Annotated in this window: 15 protein-coding genes, 1 rRNA gene and 1 riboswitch; of the genes, 10 read left to right on the top strand and 6 right to left on the bottom strand. The window is 50.8% G+C overall.

All coding sequences use genetic code 11. The features are described from left to right. A 5S ribosomal RNA gene (gene rrf, locus K0778_RS19250) occupies window positions 1–112 on the top strand; the annotation flags it as partial. A 294-nt stretch (window positions 113–406) separates the two neighbouring features. On the opposite strand, the gene K0778_RS19245 is transcribed toward rrf, so the two are convergent. After that, window positions 407–850 (bottom strand): acetyltransferase, encoded by a 444-nt coding sequence (locus K0778_RS19245; RefSeq protein WP_000237005.1) that lies wholly within the window; start codon window positions 848–850, stop codon window positions 407–409. 156 nt (window positions 851–1,006) lie between these two features. Here K0778_RS19245 and metA point away from each other — a divergent pair, with 156 nt between their 5' ends. From metA to aceK, 4 genes are all read left to right on the top strand, one after another. After that, window positions 1,007–1,936: a homoserine O-succinyltransferase gene (gene metA, locus K0778_RS19240; protein WP_063084504.1), complete on the top strand. Its 930-nt coding sequence runs from the start codon at window positions 1,007–1,009 to the stop codon at window positions 1,934–1,936. A 268-nt stretch (window positions 1,937–2,204) separates the two neighbouring features. Beyond that, window positions 2,205–3,806 carry a malate synthase A gene (aceB, locus tag K0778_RS19235; protein ID WP_000138905.1) on the top strand — a complete coding sequence of 534 codons (1,602 nt, stop codon included), beginning with the start codon at window positions 2,205–2,207 and terminating at the stop codon, window positions 3,804–3,806. 29 nt (window positions 3,807–3,835) lie between these two features. Next, window positions 3,836–5,140 carry an isocitrate lyase gene (aceA, locus tag K0778_RS19230; protein ID WP_000857856.1) on the top strand — a complete coding sequence of 435 codons (1,305 nt, stop codon included), beginning with the start codon at window positions 3,836–3,838 and terminating at the stop codon, window positions 5,138–5,140. Window positions 5,141–5,420: 280 nt separating this feature from the next. Continuing rightward, the gene (aceK, locus tag K0778_RS19225; protein WP_001137220.1) at window positions 5,421–7,157 is read left to right on the top strand and encodes a bifunctional isocitrate dehydrogenase kinase/phosphatase; all 1,737 of its coding nucleotides are present in this window, start codon (window positions 5,421–5,423) and stop codon (window positions 7,155–7,157) included. Here the strand turns inward: aceK and espL4 are convergent. Then, complete coding sequence (espL4, locus tag K0778_RS19220; RefSeq protein WP_000632913.1) at window positions 7,126–9,312, bottom strand: type III secretion system effector EspL4; 2,187 nt, start codon at window positions 9,310–9,312, stop codon at window positions 7,126–7,128. The two genes, aceK and espL4, sit on opposite strands and share 32 nt — an antisense overlap. A 316-nt stretch (window positions 9,313–9,628) precedes the next feature. Then, a complete protein-coding gene (gene iclR / locus K0778_RS19215) occupies window positions 9,629–10,453 on the bottom strand; it encodes a glyoxylate bypass operon transcriptional repressor IclR (RefSeq protein ID WP_000226403.1) in 825 nt (274 codons plus the stop codon). 199 nt (window positions 10,454–10,652) lie between these two features. Here iclR and metH point away from each other — a divergent pair, with 199 nt between their 5' ends. Continuing rightward, window positions 10,653–14,336: a methionine synthase gene (gene metH / locus K0778_RS19210; protein ID WP_000096011.1), complete on the top strand. Its 3,684-nt coding sequence runs from the start codon at window positions 10,653–10,655 to the stop codon at window positions 14,334–14,336. A 219-nt stretch (window positions 14,337–14,555) separates the two neighbouring features. Further along, complete coding sequence (locus K0778_RS19205; RefSeq protein WP_000956830.1) at window positions 14,556–16,187, top strand: Na/Pi cotransporter family protein; 1,632 nt, start codon at window positions 14,556–14,558, stop codon at window positions 16,185–16,187. A 90-nt stretch (window positions 16,188–16,277) separates the two neighbouring features. Here K0778_RS19205 and pepE read toward each other — a convergent pair whose 3' ends face one another. Continuing rightward, complete coding sequence (gene pepE, locus K0778_RS19200; protein WP_000421763.1) at window positions 16,278–16,967, bottom strand: dipeptidase PepE; 690 nt, start codon at window positions 16,965–16,967, stop codon at window positions 16,278–16,280. A gap of 211 nt (window positions 16,968–17,178) precedes the next feature. Here pepE and rluF point away from each other — a divergent pair, with 211 nt between their 5' ends. Next, window positions 17,179–18,051 (top strand): 23S rRNA pseudouridine(2604) synthase RluF, encoded by an 873-nt coding sequence (gene rluF / locus K0778_RS19195; protein ID WP_000936370.1) that lies wholly within the window; start codon window positions 17,179–17,181, stop codon window positions 18,049–18,051. A 132-nt stretch (window positions 18,052–18,183) separates the two neighbouring features. Here rluF and K0778_RS19190 read toward each other — a convergent pair whose 3' ends face one another. Next, window positions 18,184–18,456, bottom strand: a complete 273-nt coding sequence (locus tag K0778_RS19190; RefSeq protein WP_001207634.1) for a DUF3811 domain-containing protein — start codon at window positions 18,454–18,456, stop codon at window positions 18,184–18,186. 252 nt (window positions 18,457–18,708) lie between these two features. Next, window positions 18,709–20,058 (bottom strand): lysine-sensitive aspartokinase 3, encoded by a 1,350-nt coding sequence (gene lysC / locus K0778_RS19185; protein WP_001290318.1) that lies wholly within the window; start codon window positions 20,056–20,058, stop codon window positions 18,709–18,711. A gap of 91 nt (window positions 20,059–20,149) precedes the next feature. Next, a riboswitch (Lysine riboswitch) is annotated at window positions 20,150–20,346 on the bottom strand. A 236-nt stretch (window positions 20,347–20,582) separates the two neighbouring features. On the opposite strand from lysC, the gene pgi reads away from it, so the two are divergent. Beyond that, window positions 20,583–22,232 carry a glucose-6-phosphate isomerase gene (gene pgi, locus K0778_RS19180; protein ID WP_000789986.1) on the top strand — a complete coding sequence of 550 codons (1,650 nt, stop codon included), beginning with the start codon at window positions 20,583–20,585 and terminating at the stop codon, window positions 22,230–22,232. A gap of 511 nt (window positions 22,233–22,743) precedes the next feature. Beyond that, a complete protein-coding gene (yjbE, locus tag K0778_RS19175; RefSeq protein WP_000757333.1) occupies window positions 22,744–22,986 on the top strand; it encodes an exopolysaccharide production protein YjbE in 243 nt (80 codons plus the stop codon). Window positions 22,987–23,045: the final 59 nt, after the last annotated feature.

Here is a 23,045-nt window from a genome sequence, read left to right as displayed (position 1 = left end):
GCGGCCTTAGCGCGGTGGTCCCACCTGACCCCATGCCGAACTCAGAAGTGAAACGCCGTAGCGCCGATGGTAGTGTGGGGTCTCCCCATGCGAGAGTAGGGAACTGCCAGGCATCAAATAAAACAAAAGGCTCAGTCGAAAGACTGGGCCTTTTGTTTTATCTGTTGTTTGTCGGTGAACGCTCTCCTGAGTAGGACAAATCCGCCGGGAGCGGATTTGAACGTTGCGAAGCAACGGCCCGGAGGGTGGCGGGCAGGACGCCCGCCATAAACTGCCAGGCATCAAATAAAGCGAAAGGCCATCCGTCAGGATGGCCTTTTTGCATTGGCGCAGAAAAAAATGCCGGATGCGACGCTGGCGCGTCTTATCCAGCTTACGCAGGCACGATAGCACGATAGGGGGCGGCTTATTCCCCCACATACGCCAGATTCAGCAACGGATACGGTTTCCCCAAATCGTCCACCTCAGAGCGTCCCGTAACCTTAAAACCCACCTTCTTATAGAACCCAACCGCCTGCTCATTTTGCTCATTAACGTTGGTTGTCAGTTCCGGTGCCATCGAGAGCGCATGCTCCACCAGCACCCGACCTACGCCGCAGCCGCGCACATCAGGATCGATAAACAGCGCATCCATATGCTGCCCACTTAGCAACATAAATCCAACCGGCTGATCCCGCTCATTAACCGCGACCCACAACGGCGCTTCCGGCAGGAAGGAACGAACTAGGTCCTCCAGCTCGGTCCGATACTCTGCTGATAGAAAATCGTGAGTGGCATCGACAGAACGACACCAAATCGCAACGAGTTCCTCCCCTTCCTCATGCCGTGAGCGGCGAATACTAATAACCATTTTCTCTCCTTTTAGTCATTCTTATATTCTAACGTAGTCTTTTCCTTGAAACTTTCTCACCTTCAACATGCAGGCTCGACATTGGCAAATTTTCTGGTTATCTTCAGCTATCTGGATGTCTAAACGTATAAGCGTATGTAGTGAGGTAATCAGGTTATGCCGATTCGTGTACCGGACGAGCTACCCGCCGTCAATTTCTTGCGTGAAGAAAACGTCTTTGTGATGACAACTTCTCGTGCGTCTGGTCAGGAAATTCGTCCACTTAAGGTTCTGATCCTTAACCTGATGCCGAAGAAGATTGAAACTGAAAATCAGTTTCTGCGCCTGCTTTCAAACTCACCTTTGCAGGTCGATATTCAGCTGTTGCGCATCGATTCCCGTGAATCGCGCAACACGCCCGCAGAGCATCTGAACAACTTCTACTGTAACTTTGAAGATATTCAGGATCAGAACTTTGACGGTTTGATTGTAACTGGTGCGCCGCTGGGCCTGGTGGAGTTTAATGATGTCGCTTACTGGCCGCAGATCAAACAGGTGCTGGAGTGGTCGAAAGATCACGTCACCTCGACGCTGTTTGTCTGCTGGGCGGTACAGGCCGCGCTCAATATCCTCTACGGCATTCCTAAGCAAACTCGCACCGACAAACTCTCTGGCGTTTACGAGCATCATATTCTCCATCCTCATGCGCTTCTGACGCGTGGCTTTGATGATTCATTCCTGGCACCGCATTCGCGCTATGCTGACTTTCCGGCAGCGTTGATTCGTGATTACACCGATCTGGAAATTCTGGCAGAGACGGAAGAAGGGGATGCATATCTGTTTGCCAGTAAAGATAAGCGCATTGCCTTTGTGACGGGCCATCCCGAATATGATGCGCAAACGCTGGCGCAGGAATTTTTCCGCGATGTGGAAGCCGGACTAGACCCGGATTTACCGTATAACTATTTCCCGCACAATGATCCGCAAAATACACCGCGAGCGAGCTGGCGTAGTCACGGTAATTTACTGTTTACCAACTGGCTCAACTATTACGTCTACCAGATCACGCCATACGATCTACGGCACATGAATCCAACGCTGGATTAATCTTCTGTGATAGTCGATCGTTAAGCGATTCAGCACCTTACCTCAGGCACCTTCGGGTGCCTTTTTTATTTCCGAAACGTACCTCAGCAGGTGAATAGATTTTATTCATATTGTTATCAACAAGTTATCAAGTATTTTTAATTAAAATGGAAATTGTTTTTGATTTTGCATTTTAAATGAGTAGTCTTAGTTGTGCTGAACGAAAAGAGCACAACGATCCTTCGTTCACAGTGGGGAAGTTTTCGGATCCATGACGAGGAGCTGCACGATGACTGAACAGGCAACAACAACCGATGAACTGGCTTTCACAAGGCCGTATGGCGAGCAGGAGAAGCAAATTCTTACTGCCGAAGCGGTAGAATTTCTGACTGAGCTGGTGACGCATTTTACGCCACAACGCAATAAACTTCTGGCAGCGCGCATTCAGCAGCAGCAAGATATTGATAACGGAACGTTGCCTGATTTTATTTCGGAAACAGCTTCCATTCGCGATGCTGATTGGAAAATTCGCGGGATTCCTGCGGACTTAGAAGACCGCCGCGTAGAGATAACTGGCCCGGTAGAGCGCAAGATGGTGATCAACGCGCTCAACGCCAATGTGAAAGTCTTTATGGCCGATTTCGAAGATTCACTGGCACCAGACTGGAACAAAGTGATCGACGGGCAAATTAACCTGCGTGATGCGGTTAACGGCACCATCAGTTACACCAATGAAGCAGGCAAAATTTACCAGCTCAAGCCCAATCCAGCGGTTTTGATTTGTCGGGTACGCGGTCTGCACTTGCCGGAAAAACATGTCACCTGGCGTGGTGAGGCAATCCCCGGCAGCCTGTTTGATTTTGCGCTCTATTTCTTCCACAACTATCAGGCACTGTTGGCAAAGGGCAGTGGTCCCTATTTCTATCTGCCGAAAACCCAGTCCTGGCAGGAAGCGGCCTGGTGGAGCGAAGTCTTCAGCTATGCAGAAGATCGCTTTAATCTGCCGCGCGGCACCATCAAGGCGACGTTGCTGATTGAAACGCTGCCCGCCGTGTTCCAGATGGATGAAATCCTTCACGCGCTGCGTGACCATATTGTTGGTCTGAACTGCGGTCGTTGGGATTACATCTTCAGCTATATCAAAACGTTGAAAAACTATCCCGATCGCGTCCTGCCAGACAGACAGGCAGTGACGATGGATAAACCATTCCTGAATGCTTACTCACGCCTGTTGATTAAAACCTGCCATAAACGCGGTGCTTTTGCGATGGGCGGCATGGCGGCGTTTATTCCGAGCAAAGATGAAGAGCACAATAACCAGGTGCTCAACAAAGTAAAAGCGGATAAATCGCTGGAAGCCAATAACGGTCACGATGGCACATGGATCGCTCACCCAGGCCTTGCGGACACGGCAATGGCGGTATTCAACGACATTCTCGGCTCCCGTAAAAATCAGCTTGAAGTGATGCGCGAACAAGACGCGCCGATTACTGCCGATCAGCTGCTGGCACCTTGTGATGGTGAACGCACCGAAGAAGGTATGCGCGCCAACATTCGCGTGGCTGTGCAGTACATCGAAGCGTGGATCTCTGGCAACGGCTGTGTGCCGATTTATGGCCTGATGGAAGATGCGGCGACGGCTGAAATTTCCCGTACCTCGATCTGGCAGTGGATCCATCATCAAAAAACGTTGAGCAATGGCAAACCGGTGACCAAAGCCTTGTTCCGCCAGATGCTGGGCGAAGAGATGAAAGTCATTGCCAGCGAACTGGGCGAAGAACGTTTCTCCCAGGGGCGTTTTGACGATGCCGCACGCTTGATGGAACAGATCACCACTTCCGATGAGTTAATTGATTTCCTGACCCTGCCAGGCTACCGCCTGTTAGCGTAAACCACCACATAACTATGGAGCATCTGCACATGAAAACCCGTACACAACAAATTGAAGAATTACAGAAAGAGTGGACTCAACCGCGTTGGGAAGGCATTACTCGCCCATACAGTGCGGAAGATGTGGTGAAATTACGCGGTTCAGTCAATCCTGAATGCACGCTGGCGCAACTGGGCGCAGCGAAAATGTGGCGTCTGCTGCACGGTGAGTCGAAAAAAGGCTACATCAACAGCCTCGGCGCACTGACTGGCGGTCAGGCGCTGCAACAGGCGAAAGCGGGTATTGAAGCAGTCTATCTGTCGGGATGGCAGGTAGCGGCGGACGCTAACCTGGCGGCCAGCATGTATCCGGATCAGTCGCTCTATCCGGCAAACTCGGTGCCAGCTGTGGTGGAGCGGATCAACAACACCTTCCGTCGTGCCGATCAGATCCAATGGTCCGCGGGCATTGAGCCGGGCGATCCGCGCTATGTCGATTACTTCCTGCCGATCGTTGCCGATGCGGAAGCCGGTTTTGGCGGTGTCCTGAATGCCTTTGAACTGATGAAAGCGATGATTGAAGCCGGTGCAGCGGCAGTTCACTTCGAAGATCAGCTGGCGTCAGTGAAGAAATGCGGTCACATGGGCGGCAAAGTTTTAGTGCCAACTCAGGAAGCTATTCAGAAACTGGTCGCGGCGCGTCTGGCAGCTGACGTGACGGGCGTTCCAACCCTGCTGGTTGCCCGTACCGATGCTGATGCGGCGGATCTGATCACCTCCGATTGCGACCCGTATGACAGCGAATTTATTACCGGCGAGCGTACCAGTGAAGGCTTCTTCCGTACTCATGCGGGCATTGAGCAAGCGATCAGCCGTGGCCTGGCGTATGCGCCATATGCTGACCTGGTCTGGTGTGAAACCTCCACGCCGGATCTGGAACTGGCGCGTCGCTTTGCACAAGCTATCCACGCGAAATATCCGGGCAAACTGCTGGCTTATAACTGCTCGCCGTCGTTCAACTGGCAGAAAAACCTCGACGACAAAACTATTGCCAGCTTCCAGCAGCAGCTGTCGGATATGGGCTACAAGTTCCAGTTCATCACCCTGGCAGGTATCCACAGCATGTGGTTCAACATGTTTGACCTGGCAAACGCCTATGCCCAGGGCGAGGGTATGAAGCACTACGTTGAGAAAGTGCAGCAGCCGGAATTTGCCGCCGCGAAAGATGGCTATACCTTCGTATCTCACCAGCAGGAAGTGGGTACAGGTTACTTCGATAAAGTGACGACTATTATTCAGGGCGGCACGTCTTCAGTCACCGCGCTGACCGGCTCCACTGAAGAATCGCAGTTCTAAGCAACAACAACCGTTGCTGACTGTAGGCCGGATAAGGCGTTCACGCCGCATCCGGCAATCGGTGCACGATGCCTGTTGCGACGCTTGCGCGTCTTATCATGCCTACAGCCGTTGCCGAACGTAGGCCGGATAAGGCATTTACGCCGCATCCGGCAATCGGTGCACGATGCCTGATGCGACGCTTGCGCGTCTTATCACGCCTACAACCGTTGCCGAACGTAGGCTGGATAAGGCGTTTACGCCGCATCCGGCAATTCTCTGCTCCTGATGAGGGCGCTAAATGCCGCGTGGCCTGGAATTATTGATTGCTCAAACCATTTTGCAAGGCTTCGATGCTCAGTATGGTCGATTCCTCGAAGTGACCTCCGGTGCGCAGCAGCGTTTCGAACAGGCCGACTGGCATGCTGTCCAGCAGGCGATGAAAAACCGTATCCATCTTTACGATCATCACGTTGGTCTGGTCGTGGAGCAACTGCGCTGCATTACTAACGGCCAAAGTACGGACGCGGCATTTTTACTACGTGTTAAAGAGCATTACACCCGGCTGTTGCCGGATTACCCGCGCTTCGAGATTGCGGAGAGCTTTTTTAACTCCGTGTACTGTCGGTTATTTGACCACCGCTCGCTTACTCCCGAGCGGCTTTTTATCTTTAGCTCTCAGCCAGAGCGCCGCTTTCGTACCATTCCCCGCCCGCTGGCGAAAGACTTTCACCCCGATCACGGCTGGGAATCTCTACTGATGCGCGTTATCAGCGACCTACCGCTGCGCCTGCGCTGGCAGAATAAAAGCCGTGACATCCATTACATTATTCGCCATCTGACGGAAACGCTGGGGACAGACAACCTCGCGGAAAGTCATTTACAGGTGGCGAACGAACTGTTTTACCGCAATAAAGCCGCCTGGCTGGTAGGCAAACTGATCACACCTTCCGGCACATTGCCATTTTTGCTGCCGATCCACCAGACGGACGACGGCGAGTTATTTATTGATACCTGCCTGACGACGACCGCCGAAGCGAGCATTGTTTTTGGCTTTGCGCGTTCTTATTTTATGGTTTATGCGCCGCTGCCCGCAGCGCTGGTCGAGTGGCTACGGGAAATTCTGCCAGGTAAAACCACCGCTGAATTGTATATGGCTATCGGCTGCCAGAAGCACGCCAAAACCGAAAGCTACCGCGAATATCTCGTTTATCTACAGGGCTGTAATGAGCAGTTCATTGAAGCGCCGGGTATTCGTGGAATGGTGATGTTGGTGTTTACGCTGCCGGGCTTTGATCGGGTATTCAAAGTCATCAAAGACAGGTTCGCGCCGCAGAAAGAGATGTCTGCCGCTCACGTTCGTGCCTGCTATCAACTGGTGAAAGAGCACGATCGCGTGGGCCGAATGGCGGACACCCAGGAGTTTGAAAACTTTGTGCTGGAGAAGCGGCATATTTCCCCGGCATTAATGGAATTACTGCTTCAGGAAGCAGCGGAAAAAATCACCGATCTCGGCGAACAAATTGTGATTCGCCATCTTTATATTGAGCGGCGGATGGTGCCGCTCAATATCTGGCTGGAACAAGTGGAAGGTCAGCAGTTGCGCGACGCCATTGAAGAATACGGTAACGCTATTCGCCAGCTTGCCGCTGCTAACATTTTCCCTGGCGACATGCTGTTTAAAAACTTCGGTGTCACCCGTCACGGGCGTGTGGTTTTTTATGATTACGATGAAATTTGCTACATGACGGAAGTGAATTTCCGCGACATCCCGCCGCCGCGCTATCCGGAAGACGAACTTGCCAGCGAACCGTGGTACAGCGTCTCGCCGGGCGATGTTTTCCCGGAAGAGTTTCGCCACTGGCTATGCGCCGACCCGCGTATTGGTCCGCTGTTTGAAGAGATGCACGCCGACCTGTTCCGCGCTGATTACTGGCGCGCACTACAAAACCGCATACGTGAAGGGCATGTGGAAGATGTTTATGCGTATCGGCGCAGGCAAAGATTTAGCGTACGGTATGGGGAGATGCTTTTTTGAGTAAAGCTTCCATATAATTTTTCTCCGCAATGTATCGAGGGTTATCCGTAAAGCCAAAGCTTTCAGCCATCTTATTTAATGTATTAAGGATTAATTCAGCAATAACCCGGTGACCAAATTCAAAAGCCAACTCAAAGGCAGAGTATTTTTGTGGGGCTTTGTGTTGCCAAAAATCCATAATATCTTCAGCGGTAAATCCAAACAGGCGTGCATGGTCAGATAAAGCAAGATAAACCGTCTCTACAACATTTTGTTGTTTATGCTGTATCGCTGAAAACAAACCGGGATATTCATTAGAATTATTTGCCAGGAGGAGGGGCTTCATATTTTTTTTATCGAATTTAAACGTATTAAACAGAGTGGGTAATGCGTTAAAAATAGTATTAATAACGTTCATATGTCCGCGCTGCATGGCCATAAACAAACCCGTGTCGCGCGCAAGACTTTTAGCGGTCAGAAGATCTACAATATCGGAAGCTGAAATGTTAATTTCCTGGGCTAGGCTGGGCAATGCTTCAAGAATAACTTTCACGATATCGCTATGTCCATTTTGCATCGCCAGATATAGTCCTGGGCAACCATAAAAATCCTTTGCCTTCAGGAGATCGAGTACCTGTTCTTTAGTCAAATGACATGTGCGAATTAACAAAGGTAACGCGTTCAAAACAATTTTCAGCATGTCGGCATCACCATTCGCCATAACATGGTATAAAACATGGCTGGACGTTCTATTTTTGGCACTCAGGAATTTATACACTTGTTCGTTATCTAAATGATGTGTTGCGGCCAGTTTAGGTAAGGCGTTCAGAATCGAGGTTACAACATTTTTATCCTTACGTGATATCGCTAAAAATAATCCAGAAAAACCATTTTTATCTTTTGCCTCCAGAATATGCATGAGATTTTTTTTCGAGAGTAATCCTTCATATCCTGTTTCTGACAATGAATTGAAAATAGTCTCAACGATATCCGCATTACCATAATTTATAGCCAAATATAAACCTGGCAGGTTAATACTATTATAGGCAGTCAACATTTCTGTTCTATGTAGTTCTGGCATTTTCTGGAGTTGAATCATCAGTTGCGTAAGTTGGTGATTCTGACCAATTGCCATTAGCAAATTCATCGTTGCAGGTGATAATGGAGGGGTTATTTCATCCACAGATCCTTTTAACATCAATAGCTGTTCTTTCGGAAGTGCTGGAATTATTGCAACAGATTGATTAATAACATGATCATTTGACCATTTCAGGAGGCTATAATCTACATTCATAAAATCCATCAGAGAATAGTGTTTAATATTCTCTTTGCTTTCGCTCATAATTCTTATTTTATCGTTAGTTACATTAGGATCATAAACCGAAACCACGTAATGGGTACATCCTTCAGTTGTGTTCTTTATTCTTAGCCGGACCGTCAAAGCATGGTTATCCACCAGTAATATGGCTGCCATAACACTGATGCCATTTGATTCCATCTTGTCAAAATATGCTTTCATAACTAGCCCGAAATCACCGCAGGCAGCAACGCAACGCCCCTCAGGACGGCTGGAAACCAACGCCAAAGTCTGGTTTTTGCATTTTTTGTTGAAGTGCGTGAGAAATTTTTCAGCTGAAGAGTAATCATCTTGATGGGGTTTGTAATCAACATTCTGATAAATATCATTAATATATTGTGCAGCAATGTGTCGGCATACTATACGGTTTTGGGGTCGCCCCGGAAAATAACATTGACCATTAAGTTTAATTCTTGGGAATTCTTTTTCTTTTCTATCTGATTTTAGGTTTAATTCTTGTTTATCAAGAGTGTCTGAGCGTTGAGGTAAAATTTCCATTAGGTATTTTTCAAATATTGGGGCAATGGTTTGAGTAAGTGTCGTGTTTTCGTTTTTATTAATTATCGTAATTTCTTTCTTATCAGCTTGTAAGACGGACGTGGAAAATTTAATGACAAAATCCTTGTTGCTAAAGATATGACGACCATTTTGTCTACAGTTCTCTGAGAAGCTTTTTAATAGAGGCGTCGCCAGCTCCTTGCCAGAAAATTTATCCTCGAGTTCTTTATAAAACAATTCACTCAGGGTTTGGTGTTCATTTGTCTGGGCTGTATTATTAATATTTGCAGAGAAAGAACTACGAGGAATACGAGTAATCATTTAAATATCTCATTGTTTATTGATGTCTTGAATTTTAACTATCAGAACAGTGAAAAAATTTAATATGATTACAACTAAAGAAATATCATAAATCGCTCAATCTCATAATGCAGCCGTAAAAGTTTCGGTGGAATGAGATCTTGCGATTTTGTTAATAATTAAGTGGTTTGATGTTTAAAAATAATGCTGAGTTAATAAAAGTGTGTGAAGTGTATGACATTAAGTTATTTTGGCGTCAATGCGATTAACAGACACCCTTATTCTATTGCCACTCAGGTATGATGGGCAGAATATTGCCTCTGCCCGCCAGAAAAAGTCAGCGCATTCCACCGTACGCCAGCGTCACTTCCTTCGCCGCTTTAATCACCATCGCGCCAAACTCGGTCACGCGGTCATCGGTAATACGTGAAATCGGTCCGGAAATAGAAATTGCGGCAAACGGTTCACGGTGCTCATCGAAAATACACGCTGCAAGGCAACGTAGCCCCAGTGCATGTTCCTCATCGTCAAATGAATAACCCCGTTTGCGCGTTTGGGCGAGATCTTCTTTTAAATGCACAGGAGACACCAGCGTTGCGTGGGTATAGGCATGTAACCCTTTGCGGTGCAGCAGCTTCGTCACCTGTTCTTCGCTCAGTTGGGCTAAAAAGGCTTTACCCGCACCGGAAGCGTGCATCGGCAATTTACCGCCGATAGGCGCGGACATTCGCATCAGATGCGTACACTGTACCTGGTCGATAATAATCGCTTCGTGATCGCTTTGATCAAGCACCGCCATATTGACCGTTTCGCCAGACTCTTCCATTAGATTGCGCAGGATAGGGTGAACAATCGCTAACAAATTACGGCTCTGGAGAAAGCTGCTGCCGACCATAAAGGCATGTGCGCCGATTGCCCAATGTCCCAGTTCGCCAACCTGACGCACGAAACCCTGCTGTTGCATCGTGGTTAGCAGGCGGTGGGTCGTGGAATTGGGTAACCCGGCTTGTTGCGCCAGTTCCGTGAGTGCCACACTGCCATTGGATTCGGCAATCCACTCCAGTAATTTCAGGCCACGCGTTAAAGACTGAACCTGTCCAGTCGCTGGTGCGGTGGCAACGGCGGGTTTTCTGCCGCGTTTCGCGGGAATGGGTGCGACCATGACAGTCTCCTTTTTCTGTATCGTGGAAATCATTTTCATTTTTATTGTTAGCTAATGCAATAGTTACTGAACTGATCCGATGAGTTAATGTTGAACAAATCTCATGTTGCGTGGTGGTCGCTTTTACCACAGATGCGTTTATGCCAGTATGGTTTGTTGAATTTTTATTAAATCTGGGTTGAGCGTGTCGGGAGCAAGTGTGAGCAGCAAAGTGGAACAACTGCGTGCGCAGTTAAATGAACGTATTCTGGTGCTGGACGGCGGTATGGGCACCATGATCCAGAGTTATCGACTGAACGAAGCCGATTTTCGTGGTGAACGCTTTGCCGACTGGCCATGCGACCTCAAAGGCAACAACGACCTGCTGGTACTCAGTAAACCGGAAGTGATCGCCGCTATCCACAACGCCTACTTTGAAGCGGGCGCGGATATCATCGAAACCAACACCTTCAACTCCACGACCATTGCGATGGCGGATTACCAGATGGAATCCCTGTCGGCGGAAATCAACTTTGCGGCGGCGAAACTGGCGCGAGCTTGTGCTGACGAGTGGACCGCGCGCACGCCAGAGAAACCGCGCTACGTTGCCGGTGTTCTCGGCCCGACCAACCGCACGGCGTCTATTTCTCCGGACGTCAACGATCCGGCATTTCGTAATATCACTTTTGACGGGCTGGTGGCGGCTTATCGAGAGTCCACCAAAGCGCTGGTGGAAGGTGGCGCGGATCTGATCCTGATTGAAACCGTTTTCGACACCCTTAACGCCAAAGCGGCGGTATTTGCGGTGAAAACGGAGTTTGAAGCGCTGGGCGTTGAGCTGCCGATTATGATCTCCGGCACCATCACCGACGCCTCCGGGCGCACGCTCTCCGGGCAGACCACCGAAGCATTTTACAACTCATTGCGCCACGCCGAAGCTCTGACCTTTGGCCTGAACTGTGCGCTGGGGCCCGATGAACTGCGCCAGTACGTGCAGGAGCTGTCACGGATTGCGGAATGCTACGTCACCGCGCACCCGAACGCCGGGCTACCCAACGCCTTTGGTGAGTACGATCTCGACGCCGACACGATGGCAAAACAGATACGTGAATGGGCGCAAGCGGGTTTTCTCAATATCGTCGGCGGCTGCTGTGGCACCACGCCACAACATATTGCAGCGATGAGTCGTGCAGTAGAAGGATTAGCGCCGCGCAAACTGCCGGAAATTCCCGTAGCCTGCCGTTTGTCCGGCCTGGAGCCGCTGAACATTGGCGAAGATAGCCTGTTTGTGAACGTGGGTGAACGCACCAACGTCACCGGTTCCGCTAAGTTCAAGCGCCTGATCAAAGAAGAGAAATACAGCGAGGCGCTGGATGTCGCGCGTCAACAGGTGGAAAACGGCGCGCAGATTATCGATATCAACATGGATGAAGGGATGCTCGATGCCGAAGCGGCGATGGTGCGTTTTCTCAATCTGATTGCCGGTGAACCGGATATCGCTCGCGTGCCGATTATGATCGACTCCTCAAAATGGGACGTCATTGAAAAAGGTCTGAAGTGTATCCAGGGCAAAGGCATTGTTAACTCTATCTCGATGAAAGAGGGCGTCGATGCCTTTATCCATCACGCGAAATTGTTGCGTCGCTACGGTGCGGCAGTGGTGGTAATGGCCTTTGACGAACAGGGACAGGCCGATACTCGCGCACGGAAAATCGAGATTTGCCGTCGGGCGTACAAAATCCTCACCGAAGAGGTTGGCTTCCCGCCAGAAGATATCATCTTCGACCCAAACATCTTCGCGGTCGCAACTGGCATTGAAGAGCACAACAACTACGCGCAGGACTTTATCGGCGCGTGTGAAGACATCAAACGCGAACTGCCGCACGCGCTGATTTCCGGCGGCGTATCTAACGTTTCTTTCTCGTTCCGTGGCAACGATCCGGTGCGCGAAGCCATTCACGCAGTGTTCCTCTACTACGCTATTCGCAATGGCATGGATATGGGGATCGTCAACGCCGGGCAACTGGCGATTTACGACGACCTACCCGCTGAACTGCGCGACGCGGTGGAAGATGTGATTCTTAATCGTCGCGACGATGGCACCGAGCGTTTACTGGAGCTTGCCGAGAAATATCGCGGCAGCAAAACCGACGACACCGCCAACGCCCAGCAGGCGGAGTGGCGCTCGTGGGAAGTGAATAAACGTCTGGAATACTCGCTGGTCAAAGGCATTACCGAGTTTATCGAGCAGGATACCGAAGAAGCCCGCCAGCAGGCTACGCGCCCGATTGAAGTGATTGAAGGCCCGTTGATGGACGGCATGAATGTGGTCGGCGACCTGTTTGGCGAAGGGAAAATGTTCCTGCCACAGGTGGTCAAATCGGCGCGCGTCATGAAACAGGCGGTGGCCTACCTCGAACCGTTTATTGAAGCCAGCAAAGAGCAGGGCAAAACCAACGGCAAGATGGTGATCGCCACCGTGAAGGGCGACGTCCACGACATCGGTAAAAATATCGTTGGTGTGGTGCTGCAATGTAACAACTACGAAATTGTCGATCTCGGCGTTATGGTGCCTGCGGAAAAAATTCTCCGTACCGCTAAAGAAGTGAATGCTGATCTGATTGGCCTTTCGGGGCTTATCACGCCGTCGCTGGACGAGATGGTTAACGTGGCGAAAGAGATGGAGCGTCAGGGCTTCACTATTCCGTTACTGATTGGCGGCGCGACGACCTCAAAAGCGCACACGGCGGTGAAAATCGAGCAGAACTACAGCGGCCCGACGGTGTATGTGCAGAATGCCTCGCGTACCGTTGGTGTGGTGGCGGCGCTGCTTTCCGATACCCAGCGTGATGATTTTGTCGCTCGTACCCGCAAGGAGTACGAAACCGTACGTATTCAGCACGGGCGCAAGAAACCGCGCACACCACCGGTCACGCTGGAAGCGGCGCGCGATAACGATTTCGCTTTTGACTGGCAGGCTTACACGCCGCCGGTGGCGCACCGTCTCGGCGTGCAGGAAGTCGAAGCCAGCATCGAAACGCTGCGTAATTACATCGACTGGACACCGTTCTTTATGACCTGGTCGCTGGCCGGGAAGTATCCGCGCATTCTGGAAGATGAAGTGGTGGGCGTTGAGGCGCAGCGGCTGTTTAAAGACGCCAACGACATGCTGGATAAATTAAGCGCCGAGAAAACGCTGAATCCGCGTGGCGTGGTGGGCCTGTTCCCGGCAAACCGTGTGGGCGATGACATTGAAATCTACCGTGACGAAACGCGTACCCATGTGATCAACGTCAGCCACCATCTGCGTCAACAGACCGAAAAAACAGGCTTCGCTAACTACTGTCTCGCTGACTTCGTTGCGCCGAAGCTTTCTGGTAAAGCAGATTACATCGGCGCATTTGCCGTGACTGGCGGGCTGGAAGAGGACGCACTGGCTGATGCCTTTGAAGCGCAGCACGATGATTACAACAAAATCATGGTGAAAGCGCTTGCCGACCGTTTAGCCGAAGCCTTTGCGGAGTATCTCCATGAGCGTGTGCGTAAAGTCTACTGGGGCTATGCGCCGAACGAGAACCTCAGCAACGAAGAGCTGATCCGCGAAAACTACCAGGGCATCCGTCCGGCACCGGGCTATCCGGCCTGCCCGGAACATACGGAAAAAGCCACCATCTGGGAGCTGCTGGAAGTGGAAAAACACACTGGCATGAAACTCACAGAATCTTTCGCCATGTGGCCCGGTGCATCGGTTTCGGGTTGGTACTTCAGCCACCCGGACAGCAAGTACTACGCTGTAGCACAAATTCAGCGCGATCAGGTTGAAGATTATGCCCGCCGTAAAGGTATGAGCGTTACCGAAGTTGAGCGCTGGCTGGCACCGAATCTGGGGTATGACGCGGACTGATTCACAAATCTGTCACTTTTCCTTACAACAAACAGGGCGCTCAATGAGTGCCCTGTCTCTTTATTAATATGAAACACTTATACTGGAAACAGGCTGGAATAATCTTAGCCGGAAAAACGAATGTCAAAAGGCACAGTAAAGATGCCAGTCAGCGTGTTTCCGGTCCTTTGGTCATTCAATTGCTTCAGGAACATATAACGATAAGGAGAACCTGAACTCGTGTTAACGCTGCTTCACCTGCTTTCTGCCGTCGCCCTGCTGGTCTGGGGGACTCATATTGTTCGAACCGGCGTAATGCGCGTCTTCGGCGCGCGTTTGCGTACTGTCCTTAGCCGGAGCGTCGAAAAAAAGCCGCTCGCCTTTTGCGCGGGGATCGGCGTTACCGCACTGGTACAGAGCAGTAATGCCACCACCATGCTGGTGACCTCGTTTGTCGCTCAGGATCTGGTAGCCCTCGCACCGGCTCTGGTCATTGTGCTGGGTGCAGATGTCGGGACGGCGCTAATGGCGCGTATTCTCACCTTCGACTTATCCTGGCTGTCACCGTTACTTATTTTTATCGGCGTGATTTTTTTCCTCGGACGCAAACAGTCACGCGCCGGGCAACTGGGCCGCGTCGGTATTGGTCTTGGGCTGATTTTGCTAGCGCTGGAGTTGATTGTGCAGGCCGTAACGCCGATCACCCAGGCAAACGGCGTTCAGGTGATCTTTGCCTCGCTGACCGGCGATATTCTGCTGGATGCGCTGATTGGCGCGATGTTCGCCATTATCAGCTACTCCAGCCTTGCTGCTGTACTGCTGACCGCGACTCTGACCGCCGCAGGCATTATCTCCTTCCCCGTGGCGCTCTGTCTGGTGATTGGTGCTAACCTCGGTTCCGGTCTGCTGGCAATGCTCAACAACAGTGCCGCCAATGCCGCAGCCCGCCGTGTCGCGCTGGGTAGTCTGCTGTTTAAGCTGGTGGGTAGCCTGATTATCCTGCCGTTTGTCCATTTGCTGGCAGAGACAATGGGGAAGTTGTCATTGCCAAAAGCGGAACTGGTGATCTATTTCCACGTCTTCTACAACCTTGTACGTTGCCTGGTCATGCTGCCATTTGTTGACCCGATGGCACGGTTTTGCAAAACGATTATTCGCGATGAACCGGAACTGGATACCCAGCTACGGCCTAAACATCTGGATGTCAGCGCGCTGGATACGCCCACGCTTGCTCTGGCGAACGCCGCGCGCGAAACCCTGCGCATTGGCGACGCCATGGAACAGATGATGGAAGGGTTGAATAAAGTGATGCACGGTGAGCCACGGCAGGAGAAAGAGCTGCGTAAGCTGGCAGATGATATCAACGTTCTCTACACCGCCATTAAGCTGTATCTGGCGCGGATGCCAAAAGAAGAGCTGGCGGAGGAAGAGTCGCGCCGCTGGGCAGAGATCATCGAAATGTCGCTCAACCTTGAACAGGCCTCCGATATCGTCGAGCGCATGGGCAGCGAAATTGCTGACAAATCACTGGCAGCACGGCGGGCATTTTCGCTTGATGGGTTGAAGGAACTGGATGCGCTCTATGAGCAATTGCTCAGTAATTTAAAGCTGGCAATGTCGGTGTTCTTCTCTGGCGATGTCACCAGCGCTCGTCGTTTGCGTCGCAGCAAACATCGTTTTCGCATTCTTAATCGCCGCTATTCCCACGCCCACGTCGATCGCCTGCATCAGCAAAACGTGCAGAGCATTGAAACCAGTTCGCTACATTTAGGCTTACTGGGAGATATGCAGCGCCTGAACTCGCTGTTTTGTTCGGTGGCTTACAGTGTGCTGGAACAGCCGGATGAAGATGAAGGACGGGACGAGTATTAATATTGTGAATCCTGTAGGCCTGATAAGACGCGTCAAGCGTCGCATCAGGCACTATGAACAAGATGCCGGATCATGCATCCGGCAATTCACTTAAAAACGGTGACCAGCTTCCAGCGGAACCGCTTCTTCACCAGCCTTAAACACATAAGTGGTGTTCGGGCCACCCAGCGTAGCGTGACCTTTACTCACTGTGATCCAGTTACCTTCCGGTAGACCAATAATCGTCAGTTCTGGCGCGACGACCAGCAGTTCGCGAATACGCTGCTCACGGGTTTCACCTTTATGGCCTTCCGGCAGCGCGTTGGTGAAGTGCGGGTTGATTTGCAGCGGGAACAGATTTAGCGCATCGAAACCTTGCGGATCGACAATCGGCATATCGTTGGTGGTACGAATAGTTGGGCAAGCAAGGTTAGCGCCTGCGCTCCAGCCAATATACAGCGCGCCACGTTTCACCACGTCAGTAATTGGTGCCAGCAGCCCGCGTTCGCGGCACTGTTTCAGCAACTGGAAAGTATTACCGCCGCCGACAATCACGATCTCAGCATTTTCAATAGCGGCAACGGGATCGACAACGCTATGAATACCGGTGACAGAAACACCCAGCGGAGCGAGAACCGCAGCCGTTTTCGCTGTGTAATCATCCCAGGTCTGCGTTACGCCAGCGAAAGGAATAAATACCGCTGAACGGCGACCCTGCAACTGTTCAGCAATCAGCGGCAGCGCATGTTCCAGCCAGGCTTTACCCGGCAGCGTCGAGTTACTCAATAAAAGCAGTTCCATTACTTCTCCGGTTAGTAAGAAATCACGGGAGGCATGCTACCACTGCGAATTTAACCACTTACTGACATGGCTCACGATGTCGCACATTGCTTCTGGAAAGTGATTTGAGCAGGTAACGAATTCAAGCCAATGGAAATAACAAATAGTTCGCTCATGACTATTTTTTATCAACCCAAAGGTACGGTATATTCCGTTTTTTACAGGAGAATTTATGCTGCCCGACTCATCAGTCCGTTTAAATAAATACATCAGCGAAAGCGGAATTTGCTCACGCCGCGAAGCGGATCGCTATATCGAGCAAGGCAATGTGTTCCTTAATGGCAAGCGAGCCACCATTGGCGATCAGGTGAAACCCGGCGACGTTGTGAAAGTAAACGGTCAGTTGATTGAGCCTCGGGAAGCCGAAGATTTGGTACTTATCGCCCTGAACAAGCCCGTCGGTATTGTCAGCACCACCGAAGATGGCGAGCGCGATAACATTGTCGATTTCGTTAACCACAGCAAACGCGTGTTCCCGATTGGCCGCCTGGATAAAGACTCCCAGGGGCTGATTTTCCTCACCAATCACGGCGATCTGGTGAATAAGATCCTCCGTGCGGGTAACGATCATGAGAAAGAGTATCTGGTTACGGTCGATAAACCGATTACCGATGAATTTATTCGTGGTATGGGGGCGGGGGTGCCAATCCTCGGGACAGTGACTAAAAAGTGTAAAGTCAAAAAAGAAGCGCCGTTTGTCTTCCGCATTACCCTGGTGCAGGGGCTGAACCGTCAGATCCGTCGCATGTGCGAGCACTTTGGTTACGAAGTGAAAAAGCTGGAACGTACGCGCATTATGAACGTCAGTTTAAGCGGCATTCCGCTGGGTGAGTGGCGCGATTTAACTGATGATGAGTTAATCGACCTCTTTAAGCTCATCGAAAATTCCTCTTCCGAGGCAAAACCTAAAGTGAAGGCCAAACCGAAAACAGCGGGCATCAAACGTCCAGTCGTTAAGATGGAAAAAACGGCGGAAAAAGGCGGTCGCCCGGCGTCCAACGGTAAGCGTTTTACCTCGCCGGGGCGTAAAAAGAAGGGGCGCTGATTAACGCCTCAGACTGATGAAAACGGCCCAAAAGTGCCCGGACAGTCCCCTCGCCCCTTCGGGAAAAGGGTTAGGGTGAGGGGAAAATTGTGTTCACACTGACGAGTGAAAATCTCAGGCGTTGATTGTGGATTAGCGCCTGCCGCGCGTCGACGTATTTGCTGACCAGCTAAATGACGCTTCAGGATCCGGTTTATAAGCCTGCTTTTTCTTCAACTGGCGGGCTTTTTTCGCTTCAGCCTCACGCTCAACCATTAATTTATCGATGTAATCTTTCTTAATGCTGTTGGTTTCGGAGTTGGTCAATACGCGACCATGCGCAATCCGCGCCCGATCCAGCAGTGTTTTAAGTTCACGCTGCTCGCGTTCAGTCATCTCTTTTTGGGTAATACGGGGGAGTGCCATGATGGTGCCCTCAGTGAGCCAGAGAGTTCAGTGTACGGGAATTCGTTTGCGAGCAGAACTGATAATATTCATTTTGCCTTCTCTTAACTATTTATCTCTTTCGATAATTAATTAGAGATGCAGATAAAAAAATTAAAGGCAATTATTCTCCGATAAAGACGCTGGTTAACAGAGTACAGGCTCGTTTATTGATGAGCATAGTGACAAGAAAATCAATACGGCCCGAAATATAGCTTCCAGGCCATACAGTATTTACTCAAACAAATTACTATGCAGTTTTTGCACCACCTGCTCGGCATCTTCGCCGGGCACCAGGAAGCACAGGTTATGGCTGGATGCGCCATAACAAATCATGCGAATGTTGAACGGTTCCAGTACGCCGAATACCTCTTTGCCAACGCCGCAGGCTTTTGACAGGTCATTGCCAATCAACGCGACCAGCGCCAGACCTTCTTCCACCTCCACCCGACACAGTGCGGAAAGCTCCATCAGCAGAGATTGCGTCAGCAACGTATCGCCAGTGGAGGTTGAACCGGTGGTATCAAGGGTTAATGCCACGCTCACTTCTGACGTGGTGATTAAGTCTACCGAAATATTATGCCGCGCGAGGATGCCGAAAACTTCCGCGAGGAAACCGCGAGAATGCAGCATATTCAGGCTGTGCAAAGTGAGTAGAGTCTGATTGCGACGAAGCGCCAGCGCGCGGAACAGCGGCGGATTTTCAGTTTTATTGCACACCAGCGTACCACCTGCGCGTGAGTCTTTGCTGGAGCCGACAAAGACCGGGATATCGCTGCGTACTGCGGGGAGCAACGTTGCTGGATGCAGTACTTTTGCACCAAAAGTTGCCATCTCTGCCGCTTCGGCAAACGCGATTTCATCAATGCGTTTTGCTGCGGAAACCACGCGTGGATCGGTGGTGTAGATGCCCGGGACGTCGGTCCAGATATCAACACGAGATGCGTGTAAAGCCTCCGCCAGCAAGGCTGCCGTATAATCGCTGCCTCCACGGCCAAGCGTCGTTGTACGACCTTTATTTTCGCTACCGATAAATCCCTGGGTGATCACTAAGCCGTCATTGAGGCGTGGGAGCAGCTGCAGCGCGGCCAGTTCCGCCAGCGCGGCTACATCTGGCTCTGCACGACCAAATCGGTCGTTGGTACGCATCACTTTACGTACATCAAACCACTGTGCCTGAACATCGCGTTCGCGCAGGATCTCAACAAACAGCAGGGTCGACATCAGCTCGCCGTGGCTGACCAGCTCATCTGTCAGCGCCGGAGACGTTGCCAGCGCCGCCGCTTCTGCCAGAACAGTAATGTTCTCCAGCAGACGTTCAATCTCTTCACGGATAACGTTCGGGTAACGCAGACGTTCCAGAATGGCAAACTGGATGTTGCGAATAGCGTCGAGTTTTTCGAATCGCTCGCCAGGTTCCAGCCCTTCCGCTAAAGCGACCAGCAGATTAGTGATACCAGCAGAAGCCGAGAGGACTACTAAACGCACGTTGGCATCAGAAAGCACAATATCAGCGCTGCGGTTCATGGCGTCAAAATCAGCTACGCTGGTACCGCCAAATTTGGAGACAACAATTTCAGACATAACTACCTCGTGTCAGGGGATCCATTTTCAGCCTTGGCACAAGGGAAGAGCGGAAGACGGGTGGGCGCAGAGCGATACTTCGCTACTATTTTCACCCAGAAGTGCTCCACCACTTGCGAAACGCCCGACTGCGAACGCTTCTGGTGACAACCCAGGGGATTCAGCCCCTGTAGCCGATGATGAACGTGGCCAGCCGTTCAATCACCTCGGCGATGCACCCCCTCAGGTGTTATCACAGGACTGGCTCCTCCAACACCGTTACTTGGGCAACGCGCCTCTTCTGGCCTGCGCTAGCGCAGGTAGTACATTTATAAATAAAGGGTGAGCGGGGCGGTTGTCAACGACGGGGTCATGCGGATTTTTCATCCACTCCTGGCGGTCAGTAGTTCAGCTAATAAATGCTTCACTGCGCTAAGGGTTTACACTCAACATTACGCTAACGGCACTAAAACCATCACATTTTTCTGTGACTGGCGCTACAATCTTCCAAAGTCACAATTCTCAAAATCAGAAGAGTATTGCTAATGAAAAACATCAATCCAACGCAGACCGCTGCCTGGCAGGCACTACAGAAACACTTCGATGAAATGAAAGACGTTACGATCGCCGATCTTTTTGCTAAAGACGGCGATCGTTTTTCTAAGTTCTCCGCAACATTCGACGATCAGATGCTGGTGGATTACTCCAAAAACCGCATCACCGAAGAGACGCTGGCGAAATTACAGGATCTGGCGAAAGAGTGCGATCTGGCGGGCGCGATTAAGTCGATGTTCTCTGGCGAGAAGATCAACCGCACTGAAAACCGCGCCGTGCTGCACGTAGCGCTGCGTAACCGTAGCAATACCCCGATTTTGGTTGATGGCAAAGACGTAATGCCGGAAGTCAACGCGGTGCTGGAGAAGATGAAAACCTTCTCAGAAGCGATTATTTCCGGTGAGTGGAAAGGTTATACCGGCAAAGCAATCACTGACGTAGTGAACATCGGGATCGGCGGTTCTGACCTCGGCCCATACATGGTGACCGAAGCACTGCGTCCGTACAAAAACCACCTGAACATGCACTTTGTTTCTAACGTCGATGGGACTCACATCGCTGAAGTGCTGAAAAAAGTAAACCCGGAAACCACGCTGTTCCTGGTAGCATCTAAAACCTTCACCACTCAGGAAACCATGACCAACGCCCATAGCGCGCGTGACTGGTTCCTGAAAGCGGCAGGTGATGAAAAACACGTTGCGAAACACTTCGCTGCGCTCTCCACCAATGCCAAAGCCGTTGGCGAGTTTGGTATTGATACTGCCAACATGTTCGAGTTCTGGGACTGGGTTGGCGGCCGTTACTCTTTGTGGTCAGCGATTGGCCTGTCGATTGTTCTCTCCATCGGCTTTGATAACTTCGTTGAACTGCTTTCTGGCGCACACGCGATGGACAAGCATTTCTCCACCACGCCTGCCGAGAAAAACCTGCCTGTACTGCTGGCGCTGATTGGCATCTGGTACAACAATTTCTTTGGTGCGGAAACTGAAGCGATTCTGCCGTATGACCAGTATATGCACCGTTTCGCGGCGTACTTCCAGCAGGGCAATATGGAGTCCAACGGTAAGTATGTTGACCGTAACGGTAACGTTGTGGATTACCAGACTGGCCCGATTATCTGGGGTGAACCAGGCACTAACGGTCAGCACGCGTTCTACCAGCTGATCCACCAGGGAACCAAAATGGTACCGTGCGATTTCATCGCCCCGGCTATCACCCATAACCCGCTCTCTGATCACCACCAGAAACTGCTGTCTAACTTCTTCGCCCAGACCGAAGCGCTGGCGTTTGGTAAATCCCGTGAAGTGGTTGAGCAGGAATATCGCGATCAGGGTAAAGATCCGGCAACGCTTGACTACGTGGTGCCGTTCAAAGTGTTCGAAGGTAACCGCCCGACCAACTCCATCCTGCTGCGCGAAATCACTCCGTTCAGCCTGGGGGCGTTGATTGCGCTGTATGAGCACAAAATCTTTACTCAGGGCGTGATCCTGAACATCTTCACCTTCGACCAGTGGGGCGTGGAGCTGGGTAAACAACTGGCAAACCGTATTCTGCCAGAGCTGAAAGATGATAAAGAAATCAGCAGCCACGATAGCTCGACCAATGGTCTGATTAACCGCTATAAAGCGTGGCGCGGTTAATCATCGTTCATGCCTGATGCCGCTATGTAGGCCGGATAAGGCGTTCACGCCGCATCCGGCAACCGATGCCTGATGCGACGCGGTCGCGTCTTATCAGGCCTACAGGTCGATGCCGATATGTACATCGTATTCGGCAATTAATACATAGCACGATTGATTAAATAACCTTAATAACAATGCCGACGTTATGTCGGCATTTTTTTATCAGATAAATCCCCTTGTCTGTGATTTAACGGAAATCATACCGTGAGGTTAATCCTAAAATAGATTTTTAATCGTTGTTTATTTCGGAAAATACGCAGATTAATTACTTTTGTTTTTATTTTAAGTTTATGATTTTTATTGTTATTTAAATATAAGTTGAAACTTATATTTGATATTCATTCCAATTATCCTAAAACACCATCGCTAATTCCCCGCGCCGTAATTCGCATGCTTTAGTTGTGTATACTCGATCCCGCCCGAAATGTTTTTGGGTAAATCTCCATTCATTCAATGAAGGGAAATTGTTATGAAAAAAGTTCTGTATGGCATTTTTGCCATATCTGCGCTTGCGGCGACTTCTGCGTGGGCTGCACCTGTACAGGTGGGCGAAGCGGCAGGGTCGGCAGCAACGTCGGTTTCGGCGGGGAGTTCCTCCGCGACCAGCGTCAGCACCGTAAGCTCGGCGGTGGGTGTCGCGCTCGCGGCAACCGGTGGCGGTGATGGTTCTAATACCGGGACCACCACAACCACAACCACCAGTACCCAGTAATAAAGTATGTATCCCCAAAATAATTCGAGTCATCGCATCTGTGGCTTGAAATATGAAGG

The organism is Escherichia sp. XD33, assembly GCF_019375075.1.
Classification (GTDB): domain Bacteria; phylum Pseudomonadota; class Gammaproteobacteria; order Enterobacterales; family Enterobacteriaceae; genus Enterobacter; species Enterobacter flexneri_A.
Note: the sequence above shows the minus strand (reverse complement) of the source record. Positions and strands in the feature narration are given on the sequence as shown.

What these genes read in the sequence shown, in the direction of transcription:
- K0778_RS19245 (WP_000237005.1), bottom strand. Translation starts at nt 850, where the DNA reads ATGGTTATTAGTATTCGCCGCTCACGGCATGAGGAAGGGGAGGAACTC.
- metA (WP_063084504.1), top strand. Translation starts at nt 1,007, where the DNA reads ATGCCGATTCGTGTACCGGACGAGCTACCCGCCGTCAATTTCTTGCGT.
- aceB (WP_000138905.1), top strand. Translation starts at nt 2,205, where the DNA reads ATGACTGAACAGGCAACAACAACCGATGAACTGGCTTTCACAAGGCCG.
- aceA (WP_000857856.1), top strand. Translation starts at nt 3,836, where the DNA reads ATGAAAACCCGTACACAACAAATTGAAGAATTACAGAAAGAGTGGACT.
- aceK (WP_001137220.1), top strand. Translation starts at nt 5,421, where the DNA reads ATGCCGCGTGGCCTGGAATTATTGATTGCTCAAACCATTTTGCAAGGC.
- espL4 (WP_000632913.1), bottom strand. Translation starts at nt 9,312, where the DNA reads ATGATTACTCGTATTCCTCGTAGTTCTTTCTCTGCAAATATTAATAAT.
- iclR (WP_000226403.1), bottom strand. Translation starts at nt 10,453, where the DNA reads ATGGTCGCACCCATTCCCGCGAAACGCGGCAGAAAACCCGCCGTTGCC.
- pepE (WP_000421763.1), bottom strand. Translation starts at nt 16,967, where the DNA reads ATGGAACTGCTTTTATTGAGTAACTCGACGCTGCCGGGTAAAGCCTGG.
- rluF (WP_000936370.1), top strand. Translation starts at nt 17,179, where the DNA reads ATGCTGCCCGACTCATCAGTCCGTTTAAATAAATACATCAGCGAAAGC.
- K0778_RS19190 (WP_001207634.1), bottom strand. Translation starts at nt 18,456, where the DNA reads ATGGCACTCCCCCGTATTACCCAAAAAGAGATGACTGAACGCGAGCAG.
- lysC (WP_001290318.1), bottom strand. Translation starts at nt 20,058, where the DNA reads ATGTCTGAAATTGTTGTCTCCAAATTTGGCGGTACCAGCGTAGCTGAT.
- pgi (WP_000789986.1), top strand. Translation starts at nt 20,583, where the DNA reads ATGAAAAACATCAATCCAACGCAGACCGCTGCCTGGCAGGCACTACAG.
- yjbE (WP_000757333.1), top strand. Translation starts at nt 22,744, where the DNA reads ATGAAAAAAGTTCTGTATGGCATTTTTGCCATATCTGCGCTTGCGGCG.